We start from the raw sequence: 16,754 nt of genomic DNA, 5'->3' as shown, positions 1-16,754 counted from the left end.
CGGGAGCACCACGCAGAGAAGGAGCGACGTGCCGACACTGGTAGCCGGGCTCGACCTGGGCAGCACCGGGATCAAGCTGCTCGTCCTGGACGACCGGGGCGAGGAGGTCGCGCTGAGCCGCACCGCCACCCCCTGGGAGGAGGACGAGGCCGGCGCCGTCGTCCTCACCGAGAGTGCCCTGGTCGCGGCCGTGCACGAGGTCCTCGACGACGCGGCCCGCCAGCTCACCACCCTCGGCGGCGGCGACGCCGGGGCCGCCGGGGCGCCGCCCCGGGTCGAGGTCCTGTCCGTCACCGGGATGGGGGAGTCCGGCTTCCTCCTGGGCCCCGACGGCCGGGTGCTCGCCCCCGCCTTCGCGTGGTTCGACCGCACCGGTGCGGACGCGGTCGAGGCGCTGCCGGCCGACCTGCGGGCGCAGTTCCCCGGGCGCACCGGGCTGCCCTGGGGCGTCCAGGTCTCGGCCGCCAAGATCGCCCACCTGCGCGACCGTGGCGCACCGGTGGCGGACGCACGCTGGCTGGGCCTGCCCGAGTTCGTCGTGCACGCCCTCGGCGGGCCGGTCGTCGCGGAGCGCTCGCTGGCGGCCCGCACCGGGCTGCTGCAGGTGGAGACCGGGCAGGTCTGGCCCGAGCTGCTCGCCCACCTCGGCGTGGGGGCGCAGGTCGTCCCGCCGCTGGTCGACGCCGGCACGCCGGTCGGCCGCGTCGACGCCGCCCGGGTCCCCGAGGCGTTCGCGCAGGCCGAGCTCAGCGTCGCCGGGCACGACCACCTGGTCTCGAGCCGCGCGAGCGAGCGCGACCATGCTCACGGCGACGACCACGACCAGGGCGACGACCCTGCGCAGGGCGACGACCACGAGCCCGCAGCCGCAGCCGCGGACCCGGACACCACCGCCTCGCCAGGAGGGCGCTACCACGTCTCCCTCGGGACCGCCGAGGTGCTCCTGCGGGTCATCGACACGCCGCTGACCTTCGAGGCGCGCAGCCGGCTGGGGGCCTCCCTCATCAACTGCGTCCCGCACGTCGTCCCCGGCCGCTGGGTGGTCGTCGCCGGCGTCAAGACCGGCCTGCTCATGCGGCGCACCCTCACGATGCTGGGGATGGTCGACGAGCCGTCCCACCGGGCCCTCGACGAGGCGGTGCTGGCCCTGCCGGCGGACGCCCCCTGCAGCGGCATCACCGTCGCGGGCGCCCGCAACGACGACGGCGAGCTCGCGCTGCGGATCGGCACGGACGAGGTGTCGCCGGCCCTGCTCATGCGGGCGGTGCTCGAGCACGGCAACGAGGAGATCGCGCGCCTCGTCGAGGTCCTGGACCGCGAGCTGCCGCCGGCCACCTCGGCGCTGCTCACCGGCGGCTGGACGTCCTGGGCCAGCGTCCGGGAGGCCCGGGGCCGGGTCCTGCCGCGCCTGGAGGTCTCCCACCGGTCCCAGGACACGGCCTACGGCGCCGCCGTCTCGGCCCTGTCTTTACTCCCCGCACACCGCTGAGCGCCACCGCCGCCCTGAACAGCACCGTCCCCACCCCTGAACAGCACCGTCCCCACCCCTGAACCGCACCACCCCCGCAACCCACGAGGAGCGATCCACATGAACACCCTGTCCACGCTCGAGCGCCGCGCCTTCTCCCGGCTCACCACCCCCGCCGGCCGGATGCTCGTCGTCGCCGCGGACCAGCGCAACGGCATGAAGGCCGTGATGAACGGCCCCGAGGGCCCGGAGGGCATCTCGGTCGAGGAGCTGGCCGAGGCCAAGTCCGACCTCGTCGCGCACCTGGGCAACCACGCCCCCGCCATCCTGCTCGACCCCGAGGTCGCCCTGCCCAAGGTCGTCGACGAGGGCACCCTCGCCGCCGGCACCGCCCTGGTGGTGGGCATGGACGCCTCCGGCTTCGAGACCGTGGACGGGCTGCGCTACACCCGCTACGTGCCCGGGGTCACCGCCGCGACGGTGCGCGAGCTGGGCGGGGACGCCGCCAAGATGCTGTGGTACCTGCGGCCCGACCAGCCGGCGTCCGTCGAGCGGGTCGCCGCCGAGATGGAGGCGCTCGTCGCCGGCTGCGAGGCGGCCGGCCTCCTGCTCATCGTCGAGATCCTCACCTACCGGCTCGAGGACGAGTCGCCGGAGGAGTATGCCGCGCGCTTCGGCCAGCTGGTCGTGGACTCCGCGCGGGTCTCGGTGGAGCACGGCGCCAAGGTGCTCAAGCTGGCCTACCCGGGCTCGGCGCAGGCGTGCGCCGAGGTCAGCGCGGCCGCCGGCGACGTGCCCTGGGCCGTGCTGTCGGCGGGCGTGGACCACGCCACCTTCGTGGAGCAGGTGCGGACCGCCGTCGAGCACGGTGCCGCCGGGGCCATGGCCGGCCGCTCGCTGTGGAAGGACAGCCTGGCCATGACGGCCGGGGAGCGGGAGGAGCTGCTCAGCACCCGGGCCCAGCCGCGGCTGGCCGAGCTGTCCGCCACCATCGACGGTGCCGTCAGGGACGCTGCGACCGCCACGGGTTCCGTCGGGGTCCCCGCGTGAGCGGCGGTCTGGACGGCAGGACCGTCCTCGTCACCGGGGCCTCCGGCGGCATCGGCGCCGAGATCGTGCGCCACCTCGTCGCGGCCGGGGCCGACGTGGTCGCCGCGGCCCGCACGCCGGAGTCGCTCGCCGACCTCGTCGCCGAGACGGGGGTGCGCACCGTGCTGTTCGACCTCGCCTCCGAGGAGCAGATCGCCGCGGCTCTGGACGGCCTCGACCTGTGGGGCGTGGTCAACTGCGGTGGCTTCGGTGGCGAGATCGCGACGCCCACCGAGACCGACATCGAGGTCTTCGACCGCGCGATGGCGGTCAACGCGCGCGGCGCCCTGCTCGTCATCAAGTACGCCGCCCGCACCATGATCCGGCTGGGCGCCGGCGGCTCCATCGTCAACGTGTCCAGCCAGGCCTCGCTCGTGGCGCTGCCGAACCACGTGTCCTACGGCTCGTCCAAGGCCGCGCTGGACAACATCACCCGGGTCAGCGCCCTGGAGCTCGGTCCGCACGGCATCCGGGTCAACAGCGTGCACCCGACGGTCGTCATGACCGAGATGTCGGAGTTCTACTGGGGTCGCGAGGACGTCGGCCCGCCGTTCCTGGAGCAGATGCCGCTCGGGCGCTGGGCGACGCAGGCCGAGGTCGCGGCGCCCGTCGTCTTCCTCCTCGGCGAGGGCGCCTCGATGATCACCGGCGCCCACCTGCCCGTCGACGGGGGGTACACGTGCCGGTGAGCCCCGGCGGACGGGACTACCGGCGCGCGCGGCGCGCGGAGCTGCTGCGCTTCGCGCAGGGCTCGCGGGTGCCCGAGGGCTTCGGCTACCTCGACGACGACGGTGCGGTGGACCCGGGTCACCCCGTGGAGCTCTACGTCACCTGCCGGATGACCCACGTCTTCGCGCTGGGCCTCCTGGCCGGCGACCCCGCGGCGCCCGGAGGACCGGGGCGGGGGGAGCTGGCCGAGCTGGCGGCGCACGGCGTGGCGGCGCTGCTGGACGGCCCGTTGCGGGACGCCGAGCACGACGGCTGGTTCGCGGCGGTCCGCGACGGGTCGGTGCAGGCCCCCACCAAGCAGGCCTACGCCCACGCCTTCGTGGTGCTGGCGGCGAGCACCGCGCGCACGGCCGGCATACCGCGTGCGGACGAGCTGCTGGAGGCCTCGCTCACCGTCCAGGAGCGACGCTTCTGGGACGAGGAGCAGGGGATGGTGGTGGAGGAGTGGGACGCGTCGTGGTCCGAGCTGGACCCCTACCGCGGCATCAACTCCGCCATGCACACCGTCGAGGCCTACCTGGCCGCGTGGGCGGCCGGCGCCGGGCCCCGGTGGCGCGAGCGGGCGCTGCGGATCGCGGGCCGGGTCGTCGGCTGGGCCGAGGAACGCTCCTGGCGCATCCCGGAGCACTTCGACGCCGCCTGGACGCCGCTGCCGGAGCACCACGCGGACCGCCCGGCCGACCCGTTCCGTCCCTACGGCGCGACCGTGGGGCACGGACTGGAGTGGTCCCGGCTCCTCGTGACGCTGGCCACCACCGGCGAGCAGACCGACGACGCCCTGCTGGAGGCCGGGGTGCACCTGGCCGACCGCGCGGTGGCCGACGGCTGGGCCGCCGACGGGCAGGACGGCTTCGTCTACACCACCGACTGGGAGGGTCGACCCGTGGTGCACGAGCGGATGCACTGGGTCCTCACCGAGGCCATCGCCACCTCGACCGTGCTCCACTGGGTCACCGGTGAGGCGCGGCACGCCGTCGACCTGGAGCGCTGGTGGAGCTATGCCGACCGCTACCTGGTCGACGCCGACGGCCGGTCGTGGCGGCACGAGCTGGACCGGCACAACCGGCCCAGCGCGCGCACCTGGTCCGGACGCCCCGACGCCTACCACGCCTACCAGGCGTCGCTGGTCGCCGACGTGCCCGGGGCGGCGTCGTTCGCCGCCGGGGTGGCGACGTGGGCGGGGTGAGCGGACCTGCCCCGGGCCGGCGACAGGTGACCGCGGAGCGTTTCCAGGCCGTCCTGCTCGACAGCGACAGCACCCTCGTGGACTCCGCGGCCGCGGTGCGGCGCAGCTGGGAGGCCTGGGCCCGTCGCTTCGGCGTCCCGGCCGGGCGGCTCGGGGAGACGCACGGGATGCCGAGCGGGCAGACCATCGCCCGTCTGGACCGCGAGCTCGACCTCGGGCTCGACCTGGAGCTCGCCGGGGCGGTCTTCGACGAGATCGAGCTCGGCGACCTCGGCGACGTGGAGGCGCTGCCGGGCGCCGTCGACGCGCTGGGTGCGCTCGGGGACCGGGCCGCGGTGGTGACCTCGGCCGACCGAGCCCTGGCCTCGGCGCGGCTGCGGGCCGCCGGGCTGCCCGAGCCCGCGGTGCTGGTCTGCGCCGACGACGTGGAGCGGGGCAAGCCCGACCCGGCCCCCTACCGGGAGGCGGCCGCGAGGCTGGGCGTGGACCCGGCCTGCTGCCTGGTGGTGGAGGACTCTCCGGCCGGCCTGCGCTCCGGCCGGGCGGCCGGTGCCGCGACCCTGGGGCTGCTCACCACCACCCCGCGGGGGCAGCTGGGCGAGGCCGACCTCGTCGTTCCCGACCTCTCCTGGGTGCGCCTCGGCGTCGACTCTGAGGGGGCGTGGCTCGCCCTCCGCGCGTGAGCCGCGGGGCTCGGGCCGCTGGTCGTCACGCCGGGCCGACGAGCACGGTGCCCACCGCCTGGCCCACCGAGAGCGCGAGGAACAACCACGCGGTGGCCTGCCCCGCGTCCCGTGGTCGCAGCACCCGCCCCCACAGGATGAGGGTCCCGGTCAGCGCCATGTAGGCGGCGCCGAAGAGCGCCAGGCCCAGCACCGCGGGCCACGGCTGCGTGGCCGTCGACACGACGGTGGTGGCCAGGAGGATGGCTGCCGCACAGGCGAGGAAGGCCAGGAACGGGCCGGTGAGGTCGACCAGCCGACCCGCGACGGCCCCGATCAGCCCACCGGCCCCGACGGCCACCCAGAGCCAGCCGATGTACTCGGTGCCGAGGTCGGTGTCCCGCACCACCTCGGAGGGGCCGAAGGTCCAGACGTAGGCCGAGACGCCCCCCGCCGCCGCGGCCAGCAGCCAGGGGAGCGACATCCCGCGGGCGGCGACGGCGGCCCCCGCGACCCGGTCCGGCGCGATTCCTGGCTCGACGTCCGGCACGGCCCCTGGCTCGACGACGCGCACCGCGGGCGCCAGCCTGTGCACGGCCCACCCGGCCCCGACGCACACGACGGCGACCATGAGCCACGGGGTGAGCGCGGCGCTGGTCACGAGCACCACCGTGCCGACGACGAGGAGGCCCACGGCGGTCCCCGAGTTCACCGCGGCCTGCGTCAGCCCGGACCGCGCGGTGGGCACCGCGCGGTCCAGGAGCGGGACCAGGGCCGGGGAGGCCAGACCCGCCCCGGCCCCGGCGACGAAGGCGGCGGCGGTGAAGGTAGCGACGTCCGGCGCGAGCATGAGCCCCAGGGCGCCGGCCCCGGCGACGAGGCCGGCGGCGAGCGCGAGGCGCCGCGCCTGCCTCATGGCCAGCCGGCCCCCCACGAGGACCGCGAGGCAGTAGGACGTGAACTGAGCCGTCCCTGCCGGCCGCAGCGCCCCGTCCAGGTCCGGTCGTCCGGCGACCATCTGCGGGTGCAGGAGGCCGACACCGAACCGCGCCATGCCGTAGGTACCGGCGATGAGCACCACACCGGCCAGCACGAGGGGCAGCGGCGAGCGCGAGGTCGGCGCTGGAGCAAATTGTAACGATCGTTTCAGCATGAAACGCACGTTACACTAGGTCCATGACCAAGGAGCAGACCCGCACCCGGATCCTGGACGCGGCCGAGTCGCTGTTCTTCACCGAGGGCATCGCGGCCACCGGCGTCGACCGGGTGGCGTCCGTCGCCGGGGTCTCGGTCGTCACGCTGTACGCCCACACCGGCAGCAAGGACGGTCTGCTGGCCGACGTCCTGCAGCGTCGGCTCGACGGCTGGCGGGCCGTGTGGGACGAGCAGGTCGCGGCCGCCCCGGGGCCGCAGGAGCGGGTGCTCGCCGTCTTCGACGCGCTCGTGGCCTTCCGGGCCCGCTCGTCGTCGGCCCAGTGGTGCTCCTTCCTCGCGACGGCCTCCGAGCGCCCTGCGTCGTCGGGTGGGGCGGAGGGTGAGGACCGCGCCGGGGACCTGGTCGACGCGGACACGGCCGGTCTCGTCGGTCGGCTGCGCGAGCTGGCCGCCGAGGTCGACCCGGAGCGGGCCGAGGCGATCGCCGACACCGTCCTGCTCCTCTACAACGGCGCCCTGGCCAGCCTGCTGCGTGGCGTCCCGCAGAACCCGGCCGAGCGGGCCGCCGAGGCGGCGCGGGCCGTGCTCGGCTGGGGCAGCCCGGGCTGACCGGGTGAGCACCCCGGTGGTGGGTGACGATGGGGGCATGGCACGCGACATCGACATCGCCCTCTTCGGCGCCACCGGCTTCGTCGGTCGGCTGGTCGCCGAGCACCTCGCGCAGGCCGCGCCCGACGGGGTGGTCGTCGGGTTGGCCGGACGCTCGCGGGAGCGCCTCGAGCAGGTCCGGTCGGCGCTGGGGGCACGCGCTGCGGACTGGCCGCTGCTCGTCGCGGACTCCGGCGACCCCGTCACCCTGCGGGCGCTCGCCGCACGGTCCCGCGTCGTCGTCAGCACGGTCGGGCCCTACCAGCGGCACGGCATACCCCTGGTCGAGGCGTGCGCCGTCGCGGGAGCGGACTACGCCGACCTGACCGGTGAGGTGCTCTTCGTCCGCGAGGTGGTCGACCGCTTCCACGAGCGGGCCCGGGAGAGCGGCGCGCGGATCGTCGTGTCCTGCGGCTTCGACTCGGTGCCCTCCGACCTGGGGGTGCACCTGCTCCAGCGCGCTGCGCAGGCCGACGGTGCCGGCGGTCTCACCGACACCACGCTGTGGGTGCGGGAGGGCAGGGGCGGGGTCAGCGGTGGCACCGTCGACTCGCTGCGGGTCCAGCTGCGGCGCACCCGCGAGGACCCCGCCCTGCGCCGGGTCGTCCACGACCCCTTCGCCCTCAGCGGCGGCCACCGCGGCGCGCCGGGCCAGCGCGAGCACTGGCGCCCCTTCGTGGAGGAGCACACCGGCAGGTGGGCGGCCCCCTTCGTCATGGCGCCCTACAACACCCGGGTCGTGCGGCGCTCCGACGCGCTGCTCGGCGGCGCCTACGGACCCCGTTTCCGCTACCGCGAGCTCGTCGCCACCGGGCGGGGCGTGCGCGGCGCCCTGCGGGCCCGGGCGCTGGTCGCCGCGATGGGCGGGCTCGTGGGGGCGACGGCAATGCCGGGGCTGCGCTCCCTGGTGGACCGCGGCCTGCCCTCGCCCGGGGAGGGCCCGAGCCGGGAGCGGCGCGAGGCCGGGTCGTTCCGCACCGAGACGACGACCACGACCGAGGACGGCTCGAGGTATGCCGCGACCGTCGCCGCCCAGGGCGACCCCGGGTATGCCGCCACGTCCGTGATGCTCGGCCAGTCGGCCCTCGCGCTGCTCGCGACCCGCGACGAGCCGGGCCGCGACGGCGGGGTGCTGACCCCCGCGGTGGCGCTCGGGGACGACCTCGTGGAGGCGCTGCGCAGCCAGGGCTTCACGGTGGACGTGCGACGCGTGGACGGCCCCACGACGCCTCGGGCCAGGGGTGGGCGCAGGGGCCTCCGGTAGTCTCCCGCACGTGCGCCGCGCGGCGCGGGACGTGGGACGTGGAGGCACGATGAGGATTTCTGGGGTGGTCGCGGTGGCGCTCACCGGGGCGCTGCTGCTGGCCGGCTGCGACGGGGGTGCCGGGCCGGAGTCGAGCGACCCGGCTCAGGCCGAGGCGGCCGGGGTGACCAGCCCGTCACCCGGCCCGGACGACGCGGTCGCCAGCACGGCGCCGTCCACCTCCTCGGCCGTGCCCGAGCTGGTGCCGGTCGAGTGGCCGGAGGCCCCGCGCGAGCTGACCGAGGTCGAGCAGGAGTTCATGTACGCCCCCGGGCCCTACGCCGGCGAGGCCTACGCCGAGGAGGCGGCCTACCAGGCGGTGCTGTCGATGGAGCCGCGCAGCGCCGCGGAGTGGCAGCGGGCCATCCAGTCCCAGGTGCAGGGTGACTACGCCGAGGACGTGCAGGCTGCGATCCTCTTCGACCCGAGCCTCTCGGAGGTCTCGGACGGACCGACGCAGGGGGAGGCGCCGGAGGTCGAGACCGTCGGCATCAACCACTTCGCGGTCGTGCTGGACGCCAGCGGCTCGATGTCGGCGCAGGCCAGGGGTGGGACGCGGATGGCGGAGGCGACGGCGGCGATCGCCGACTTCGCCGAGGCCCTGCCCGAGGGGTCGACGCTGAGCCTGCGGATCTTCGGCCACGAGGGCGACAACACCGACGCCGGCAAGGCCGACTCGTGCACCTCCAGCGAGGTCGTGTTCGAGGGCGAGGCCGCGGGCCAGGGCCTGCAGGAGGCACTGACGCAGGTGCAGCCGGTGGGGTGGACCCCGCTCGCGCGCGCGGTCACCGACTCGGCCGAGGACATCCCCGAGGACGCCAGCGACGGGATCGTGTATGTCGTGACCGACGGTCTGGAGTCCTGCGGGGGCGACCCGGTCGAGGCGGCCGAGGACCTGGCCGGGTCCGGCATCGAGCCGGTCGTCAACGTCATCGGCTTCGAGGTCGGTGACGCCGACCAGCAGGCGCTGCGCGCGATGGCCGAGGCGGGGGGCGGTGAGTTCACCGACGTCGACTCGGGGGCGGACCTGGAGGAGTACTGGGCGCAGGAGTACTCCCGGATGATGGACGCCTGGAGCGAGTGGCGGCAGGCCGAGCTGCAGCGGGTCCAGGACGAGGGCCGGGCATCGATGGAGGAGGCCAGCGAGGTCGGGCGACGGCTGATGGACGGCGCGCAGGACGAGGGGCAGCGGGCGATGGACCTCGCCTCCCGCCTACGGGACGAGGACGTCGTCGACCGCGCCACCGGGAACGAGGTCTGGCGGTGGGCGCTGGACCGCAAGAACGAGATGTGGCGCTGGGCACTGGACCGCAAGAACTCCAACTGGCGGGCGGCCTACCGCGAGAAGAACCGCAGCTGGCAGGAGGTCTACGACGAGGGCAACGCCCGGTGGTCGGAGTACTACCGCCAGCAGCGCGGCGACTGAGCGCGGACCGGTGGGGGACGGCGTGAGGGAGAGCGAGGCGCCGGTCGACGACGAGCGCTGGCTGGTCGTGCGCGGCCGTCGCTGGCGCCGGCAGGACCCGTCGCTGCCCGAGGACGTGACTCGGCGGTTGCTCTCACACCTGGGTCGTGGCCGGTCAGGAGTGCGCGCGCTCCGGGCCGCCGGTGAGGACCCGGCGCCCGCACGGCGCCGGGTCGACCTGGCCAAGCACGGGCTGGGGGAGCGCGGCGAGCCGTGGTGGGACCAGGACGAGCAGGAGCGCCGCGAGCGGTGGAAGACCGCGCTGCGCGACCTGGACGCGCTGGACGACACCGGGACCGGTGACCGAGAGGACGACCCGGACGACCCGGACTGACGGACCCGTCGCGGTCGTCAGTGCCGCCCGCAGAGCCAGGCGAGGAAGCCGGGCCGGGGAGGCGCGGCTGAGGCGACCGAGCCGTGCTGCGCGGCCGTCATCGCCTCCTGCTCGGCCTCCCGGGCCGAGATGGCGGCGTGCTCCGCCTGCGCCCCCGCCACGTAGCCCTCCGGCGTGGCGAAGGGGACCTCGGCGGCACTGAGGTCTCCGCTGCGCAGGTCGACCTGCTCGCTGAGGTAGCGCAGGCCCACGACGAAGGTCGCGGCGAACGGCACTGCCAGGAAGGCGCCGATGATGCCGAAGAGGGTGCTCCCCCCGGCGACGGCGAGCAGGATGATCCCGGGGTGCATCTGCATGCTGCGGCCCTGGAGCATCGGCTGCAGCACGTTGCCCTCGATCTGCTGCACGGCGATGACGATGCCCAGGACGATGAGCGCGCTGGTGAGGCCCTGGGTGACGAGGGCGACGAGCACCGCGATGCCGCCGGCGACGACGGCGCCGACGATGGGGATGAAGCCGCCGAGGAAGGTGAGGACCGCCAGGGTCAGCGCGAGCGGCACCTGCAGGATGAGCAGCCCCGCTCCGATGAGGACGGCGTCGACGGCGCTGACGATGGCCTGGGTGCGGATGAAGCCGCCGAGCGTGCTCCACATCCGGGTCAGGGCCTCGGTGAGGTGGCGCCCGACCGTGCGACCGGTGGTGCGCCGCACCCACGGGAGGAACTGGGGGCCGTCCTTGAGGAAGAAGAAGAGCAGGACCAGCATGAGGGCGAGCGTGACCAGGGCGGACCCCACGGCGCCGAGACCGGACGCGACGGCGCCGGCGGCCTCGCTGCTGCGCTCCTGGATCCAGGAGACGGCGGAGTTGAGGTACTCGTCGACCTGCGCGTCGTCCAGGTTCAGCGGTGGTCCGCTGATCCAGCTGCGGACCTGCCCGACGCCCTCGCCGGCCTGGCCGAAGATCTCCCGGGACTGGGTGGCGATGGAGGGCACGAGACCGGCGATGACCCCGGCGAGGAGGGCCAGGGACAGCAGCAGGGTGAGGATGGTCGACAGGCTCGCCGGGAGCCCGATGCGCCGCCCGAGCTGCACCACGGGCGCCAGGACGGTCGCGACGATGAGGGCGAGCAGGATCGGCAGGACCCCGAACCAGACCTTGTCGAGGACCCACCACAGCAGCCACAGCGCCGCCGCCACGATGATCGCCCGCAGCGACCAGGCCGTCACGAACCGGAACCCGTCGCCGATGACTCGCATCCGGTCGACCCCGACGTTGGTGGTCGGCGCCGGGGGGCCGGCGGGCTGCGGACGCGACCCGGGCACGGTGGGGGGCCGGTGGCCCGGCTCGGCGGCGGGCTCCTCGGCCCTGACGTCGAGCGAGGCGGCGATGCGGGCCTCGTGGGGCAGGTCGTGGATCGGCATGTCTGGCAGCATAGGCTCCCGCCGGGTGCCGCACTCAGCGACGGGGCTCCAGCATGTTCGCCGCGAAGTAGGCGTCCAGCTCCTCCGTTTCGGTCAGCGGCAGGATCGCCGAGACGTACTGGTCCGGCCGCACGACGACCACCACGCCGTCCCGGGACAGCCCGCGCTCGACGAAGATGTCCGTGTCCGTCCAGGCGTTGGGCGTGGCGGCGAAGACCTTCTCCCAGTCGGTGAGGTGCAGCGGACCGCTGCGGGGCAGGAACACCGCGGGCACCCGGCCGAGGTCGACGTCCTCATAACCCTGCTGGTAGACGACCTTGACGTCGAAGACCGCGTCGGGGTCGGCCCCCTCGGGAGTGAACCGGGAGACCGGCGAGGCCGGACCGGCCACCCAGGCGGCCCAGTCCGAGAGCGCCGAGGGCTCGCCGGGGGCCGGGCCGTCGGCGAAGGCGTAGATCCGCCAGCGCCCGTCGGCCCGCGCGTGGTGCCCGAGGTGCACGGCGTTGCCGTCGCAGACCCGGACCACCTCGGCGGACTTGAACCGCTTGCCCAGCGGGAACCCCTCGGCGAGCTCCTGGTGGCCGGTGTCCGCGACGAGGGTCGAGGGCGCGTACTGCGTCATGAACCCGGAGGGGAACTCGGCGGTGCCCAGGTAGAAGGTGGCCAGCTCGGAGGGGTCGGAGATGTCCTGCGGCTTGCGCGCCATGAGGGAGGACCACTCGCGGTCGAAGTCGATGAGCTCCTGGGCGACGGGCTGGCGCTCGGCGGAGTAGGTCGCCAGGAGCGAGGCGGGGCTGAGCCCGGTGAGCACGTGCCCGAGCTTCCAGCCGAGGTTGAAGCCGTCCTGCATCGAGACGTTCATGCCCTGGCCCGCCTTGGCGCTGTGCGTGTGGCAGGCGTCGCCGGTGAGGAAGACCCGGGGCGCACGGTCCGAGCCCTCCGGCACGTCGTCGAACTTGTCGGTCACCCGGTGGCCGACCTCGTAGACGCTGTGCCAGGCGACCTCCTGCACGTCGATGGAGTAGGGGTGCAGGATCTCGTTGGCCCGCCGGATGATGTCCTCGATCGGTGTGCGGCGGATGGCGTGGTCGGGGTCCTCGGGCGACTCGCCGAGGTCGATGTACATCCGGCTGAGGTAGCCACCCTCGCGCGGGATGTGCAGGATGTTGCCGGCCTCGGCGTTGATCGCGCACTTGGTGCGCCAGTCGGGGAAGTCGGTGTTGACCAGCACGTCCATCACGCCCCACGCGTGGGCGGCGGACTGCCCGGTGTGTCGCCGCCCGATGGCCTCGCGCACCCCGCTGCGCGCGCCGTCGCAGCCCACGACATACCTCGCCCGGACCGTGCGCTCCTGGCCCTCCCGGTCACCGGCGACGTGCCGGACCCGGACCTCGACGGGGTGCTCGCCCTCCTCGTGCACGGTGAGCCCGAGGAACTCGACGCCGTAGTCCGGGACGATGCGCCCGGGTCCGTGGCGCGCGGCCTCGGCGAAGTAGTCGAGCACCCGCGCCTGGTTGACGATGAGGTGGGGGAACTCGCTGATCTTGAGCCCGTAGTCCTCGGTCCGGGCGGTGCGGACGATGTTCTGCGGGTTCTCCGGGTCGGGGCCCCAGAAGTTCATGTAGGCGATGTTGTAGGCCTCGGCGACGATGCGCTCGGCGAAGCCGAAGGCCTGGAAGGTCTCGACGCTGCGCGGCTGGATGCCGTCCGCCTGGCCCAGCGGCAGCCGTCCGTCCCGACGTTCGATGATCCGGGTGGACACCTGGGGGAACTGCGAGAGCTGGGCGGCCAGGAGCATGCCGGCCGGGCCGGAGCCGACGAGCAGCACGTCGGTGGTGTCCGGGAGCTCGGTGGGTCGGTCCACCCCGGTGCCGGCGGCCTCCTGCACGCGCGGGTCGCCCGAGACGTAGCCGTGGTGGTGGAACTGCATGCTGGTGACTCCTTCGTCGACCGGGGACGGCGGGCTGCGCTGCGCGGACCGGGTCAGCATCGCACGGCGGGCCGGGACGGGATCGGACCCGTCGGACCCGCGGGCCGTGGTCCCCTTCGGCGGGACCACGGACTCCGGCTACGGTCTAGCCATGATGATGAGCGAGGGAGCTCCGATGCCGGCCGACCGCACCGCGGACGGCCCCGACGCCGCAGCCCCGGGGGAGGGCCGGGACCCGCGCTTCGCCGCCCTGCCGTGCCGGCCCGGCAAGGTCATCGCGGTCCACCTCAGCTACGGCTCCCGCGCCGACCAGCGCGGGCGTCGACCGGAGGCGCCGTCCTACTTCCTCAAGCCGTCGAGCTCGGTGGCCGCGTCCCCGAGCACGGTCGAGCGGCCCCCGGGGACCGAGCTGCTGGCCTTCGAGGGTGAGGTGGCCCTCGTCATCGGCAGGCCGGCCCGCCACGTCACCGAGCAGGACGCTTGGTCGCACGTCGGGTGGGTGACGGCCGCCGACGACCTCGGGCTCTACGACCTGCGCGCCAACGACAAGGGGTCCAACACCCGGTCCAAGGGACGGGACGGGTACACCCCGGTCGGTCCGGCGCTCGTGGACGCGAGCACCGTCGACCCGGCCGCGCTGCGGGTCCGCACGTGGGTGAACGGCGACCTCGTGCAGGAGGACACCACCGCGGGCCTGCTCTTCACCCTCCCGCAGATCGTCGCCGACCTCGCCCAGCATCTCACCCTGGAGACCGGCGACGTCATCCTCACCGGCACCCCGGCCGGATCCTCGGTCGTCGTCCCCGGTGACGTGGTCGAGGTCGAGGTGGACGCCCCCACCGCCGAGGGCACCCCCAGCAGCGGTCGGCTCGTCACCACCGTGGTCGAGGGGGAGCGCGGCTTCGACCCGGGCCTGGGCTCGCTGCCCTCGGTCGACGACACGCAACGGGCCGAGGCGTGGGGCTCCCGGGAGGCGGCCGGTCTGTCGACCGCGGACGCCGCGGGTGGCGACACCGCGGGTGAGGAGACCGCGGGCGGGGACACCGCGGCCGAGGGGGAGACCGCGGCCCGACCGGGCCTCGACCCCGACCTGCGGGAGCTGCTCCGGCAGGTGCCCGTCGCCGGGCTGTCGCAGCAGCTGCGGCAGCGTGGCCTCGACAACGTCACCATCGACGGGGTGCGTCCGCTGCACCCCGGCGCCAAGCTCGTGGGGGTGGCCCGCACCCTGCGCTTCGTGCCCAACCGCGAGGACCTCTTCCGCAGCCACGGCGGGGGCTACAACGCGCAGAAGCGGGTCTTCGACGCCGTGCGCGAGGGCGAGGTCGTCGTCATCGAGGCCCGCGGCGAGGCCGGCTCGGGGACCCTCGGCGACATCCTCGCGATCCGGGCCCACGCCAACGGGGCAGCCGGCATCGTCACCGACGGCGGCGTGCGGGACCACGACGCGGTCGCCGCGGTCGGCATCCCCGTCTACAGCGCGGGCGCCCACCCGGCGGTCCTGGGCCGCCGGCACGTGCCCTGGGACCACGACCTCACCATCGCCTGCGGAGGCACGACGGTCCAGCCCGGCGACATCCTCGTCGGCGACGCGGACGGGGTCGTCGTCATCCCGCCGGGCCTGGCCCGCGAGGTCGCCGACGCCGCCCTCGCCAAGGAGTCCGAGGACGCGTGGATCGCCGAGCGGGTCGCCGAGGGCCACCCCGTCGACGGGCTCTTCCCGATGGACGCCGGGTGGCGGGCGAGGTACGACGCATGGCGCAGCGAGCAGGGCTGAGCGGCGCGCTCAGGACGTAGACACGGTCAGACACCGAGGACCTCAGGAGGAGCACGATGAACCACACCACCGACGCCACCGTCACCGGACACGTCCCCGCGGACCTGCCCGAGCGCATCCAGCACTACATCGACGGCGAGCTCGTCGACTCCCTCGACGGGGCGACCTTCGAGGTGCTCGACCCCGTCTCGAACGAGACGTACCTCCAGGCGGCGGCCGGCAAGCAGGCCGACGTCGACCGGGCCGTCGCCGCCGCGCGCCGTGCGTTCACCGAGGGGCCCTGGCCGGGGATGCTGCCCCGGGAGCGCAGCCGGGTCCTGCACCGGATCGCCGACATCGTGGAGTCGCGGGACGCCCGGCTGGCCGAGCTGGAGTCCTTCGACTCGGGGCTGCCGATCACCCAGGCCCTCGGCCAGGCCCGGCGCGCGGCGGAGAACTTCCGGTTCTTCGCCGACCTGGTGGTGGCGCAGGCGGACGACACCTACAAGGTGCCCGGACGCCAGGTGAACTACGTCAACCGCAAGCCGATCGGCGTCGCCGGGCTCATCACCCCGTGGAACACGCCCTTCATGCTCGAGTCGTGGAAGCTCGGCCCGGCCCTGGCCACCGGCAACACCGTGGTCCTCAAGCCGGCCGAGTTCACCCCGCTGTCGGCCTCGCTGTGGGCCGAGATCTTCGAGGAGGCCGGCCTGCCGCAGGGGGTCTTCAACCTGGTGAACGGCCTGGGGGAGGAGGCCGGGGACGCCCTGGTCAAGCACCCGGACGTGCCGCTCATCTCCTTCACCGGGGAGAGCAGCACCGGGCAGCTCATCTTCGCCAACGCCGCGCCCTACCTCAAGGGCCTGTCGATGGAGCTGGGCGGCAAGTCGCCGGCCGTCGTCTTCGCCGACGCCGACCTGGACGCGGCCATCGACGCGACGATCTTCGGGGTCTTCTCCCTCAACGGGGAGAGGTGCACCGCGGGCAGCCGCATCCTCGTGCAGCGCGAGGTCTACGACGAGTTCGTCGAGCGGTATGCCGCGCAGGCGCAGCGCGTCGTCGTGGGGCACCCGCACGACGAGCGGACCGAGGTCGGGGCCCTCGTCCACCCCGAGCACCACGACAAGGTCATGGGCTACATCGAGCTGGGGAAGACCGAAGGCCGTCTGGTCGCCGGCGGCGGTCGGCCCGAGGGCTTCGAGACCGGCAACTTCGTGGCCCCCACGGTCTTCGCGGACGTGCCCCGGGACGCCCGGATCTTCCAGGAGGAGATCTTCGGGCCGGTCGTCGCGATCACCCCCTTCGAGACCGAGGAGGAGGCGCTCGAGCTGGCCAACGGGGTGAAGTACGGGCTCGCCGCCTACATCTGGACCAACGACCTGCGGCGCGCGCACACCTTCGCGCAGAGCGTCGAGGCAGGCATGGTCTGGTTGAACTCCAACAACGTCCGCGACCTGCGCACCCCCTTCGGCGGCGTCAAGGCCTCCGGCCTGGGCCACGAGGGGGGCTACCGCTCCATCGACTTCTACACCGACCAGCAGGCCGTGCACATCACGCTGGGCGCCGCCCACCACCCCACCTTCGGCAAGCAGGACCCGGCGGGCGGCTGAC

General features: G+C 74.5%; 14 protein-coding genes. 11 read left to right on the top strand and 3 right to left on the bottom strand.

From position 1 onward, the window contains the following. The first annotated feature begins 28 nt into the window (after positions 1-28). From Q0795_RS00310 to Q0795_RS00290, 5 genes are all read left to right on the top strand, one after another. On the top strand, positions 29-1,489 hold the full coding sequence (locus Q0795_RS00310) for an FGGY family carbohydrate kinase (RefSeq protein ID WP_298885231.1): 1,461 nt from the start codon (positions 29-31) through the stop codon (positions 1,487-1,489). Positions 1,490-1,588: 99 nt separating this feature from the next. Continuing rightward, the gene (locus tag Q0795_RS00305) at positions 1,589-2,518 is read left to right on the top strand and encodes a hypothetical protein (RefSeq protein WP_298885229.1); all 930 of its coding nucleotides are present in this window, start codon (positions 1,589-1,591) and stop codon (positions 2,516-2,518) included. Next, positions 2,515-3,246, top strand: coding sequence for an SDR family oxidoreductase (locus tag Q0795_RS00300; protein ID WP_298885227.1), 732 nt, complete (start codon positions 2,515-2,517; stop codon positions 3,244-3,246). Before Q0795_RS00305 ends, Q0795_RS00300 begins: the two co-directional genes overlap by 4 nt. Further along, positions 3,243-4,472 (top strand): AGE family epimerase/isomerase, encoded by a 1,230-nt coding sequence (locus Q0795_RS00295; protein WP_298885225.1) that lies wholly within the window; start codon positions 3,243-3,245, stop codon positions 4,470-4,472. The genes Q0795_RS00300 and Q0795_RS00295 overlap by 4 nt, the downstream gene beginning before the upstream one ends. Beyond that, entirely contained in the window at positions 4,469-5,155 is a 687-nt protein-coding gene (locus Q0795_RS00290; protein ID WP_298885223.1) for an HAD-IA family hydrolase, read from the top strand. Before Q0795_RS00295 ends, Q0795_RS00290 begins: the two co-directional genes overlap by 4 nt. A 25-nt stretch (positions 5,156-5,180) precedes the next feature. On the opposite strand, the gene Q0795_RS00285 is transcribed toward Q0795_RS00290, so the two are convergent. After that, the gene (locus Q0795_RS00285; RefSeq protein ID WP_298885220.1) at positions 5,181-6,287 is read right to left on the bottom strand and encodes an MFS transporter; all 1,107 of its coding nucleotides are present in this window, start codon (positions 6,285-6,287) and stop codon (positions 5,181-5,183) included. A 23-nt stretch (positions 6,288-6,310) separates the two neighbouring features. On the opposite strand from Q0795_RS00285, the gene Q0795_RS00280 reads away from it, so the two are divergent. Genes Q0795_RS00280 through Q0795_RS00265 form a run of 4 tightly spaced genes read left to right on the top strand, consistent with a single transcriptional unit; the run spans position 6,311 to position 10,039 of the window. Further along, entirely contained in the window at positions 6,311-6,898 is a 588-nt protein-coding gene (locus Q0795_RS00280) for a TetR/AcrR family transcriptional regulator (protein WP_298885218.1), read from the top strand. Positions 6,899-6,935: 37 nt separating this feature from the next. Continuing rightward, the gene (locus Q0795_RS00275) at positions 6,936-8,201 is read left to right on the top strand and encodes a saccharopine dehydrogenase NADP-binding domain-containing protein (RefSeq protein WP_298885216.1); all 1,266 of its coding nucleotides are present in this window, start codon (positions 6,936-6,938) and stop codon (positions 8,199-8,201) included. A 49-nt stretch (positions 8,202-8,250) separates the two neighbouring features. Beyond that, positions 8,251-9,666: a VWA domain-containing protein gene (locus Q0795_RS00270; protein WP_298885214.1), complete on the top strand. Its 1,416-nt coding sequence runs from the start codon at positions 8,251-8,253 to the stop codon at positions 9,664-9,666. A gap of 22 nt (positions 9,667-9,688) precedes the next feature. Further along, positions 9,689-10,039, top strand: a complete 351-nt coding sequence (locus tag Q0795_RS00265) for a 2-polyprenylphenol hydroxylase (RefSeq protein ID WP_298885212.1) — start codon at positions 9,689-9,691, stop codon at positions 10,037-10,039. A gap of 17 nt (positions 10,040-10,056) precedes the next feature. Here the strand turns inward: Q0795_RS00265 and Q0795_RS00260 are convergent, their stop codons facing one another. After that, positions 10,057-11,460 (bottom strand): AI-2E family transporter, encoded by a 1,404-nt coding sequence (locus Q0795_RS00260; protein ID WP_298885210.1) that lies wholly within the window; start codon positions 11,458-11,460, stop codon positions 10,057-10,059. Positions 11,461-11,494: 34 nt separating this feature from the next. Continuing rightward, complete coding sequence (locus Q0795_RS00255; protein ID WP_298885209.1) at positions 11,495-13,390, bottom strand: FAD-binding monooxygenase; 1,896 nt, start codon at positions 13,388-13,390, stop codon at positions 11,495-11,497. A 175-nt stretch (positions 13,391-13,565) separates the two neighbouring features. On the opposite strand from Q0795_RS00255, the gene Q0795_RS00250 reads away from it, so the two are divergent. After that, the gene (locus Q0795_RS00250; RefSeq protein ID WP_298885759.1) at positions 13,566-15,164 is read left to right on the top strand and encodes a fumarylacetoacetate hydrolase family protein; all 1,599 of its coding nucleotides are present in this window, start codon (positions 13,566-13,568) and stop codon (positions 15,162-15,164) included. Between the two features lie 56 nt (positions 15,165-15,220). Beyond that, positions 15,221-16,753 (top strand): 5-carboxymethyl-2-hydroxymuconate semialdehyde dehydrogenase, encoded by a 1,533-nt coding sequence (gene hpaE / locus Q0795_RS00245; RefSeq protein WP_298885208.1) that lies wholly within the window; start codon positions 15,221-15,223, stop codon positions 16,751-16,753. Position 16,754: the final 1 nt, after the last annotated feature.

Source organism: uncultured Serinicoccus sp., from assembly GCF_947487915.1.
GTDB lineage: Bacteria > Actinomycetota > Actinomycetes > Actinomycetales > Dermatophilaceae > Ornithinicoccus.
This window is presented reverse-complemented; position numbering and strand designations above follow the sequence as displayed.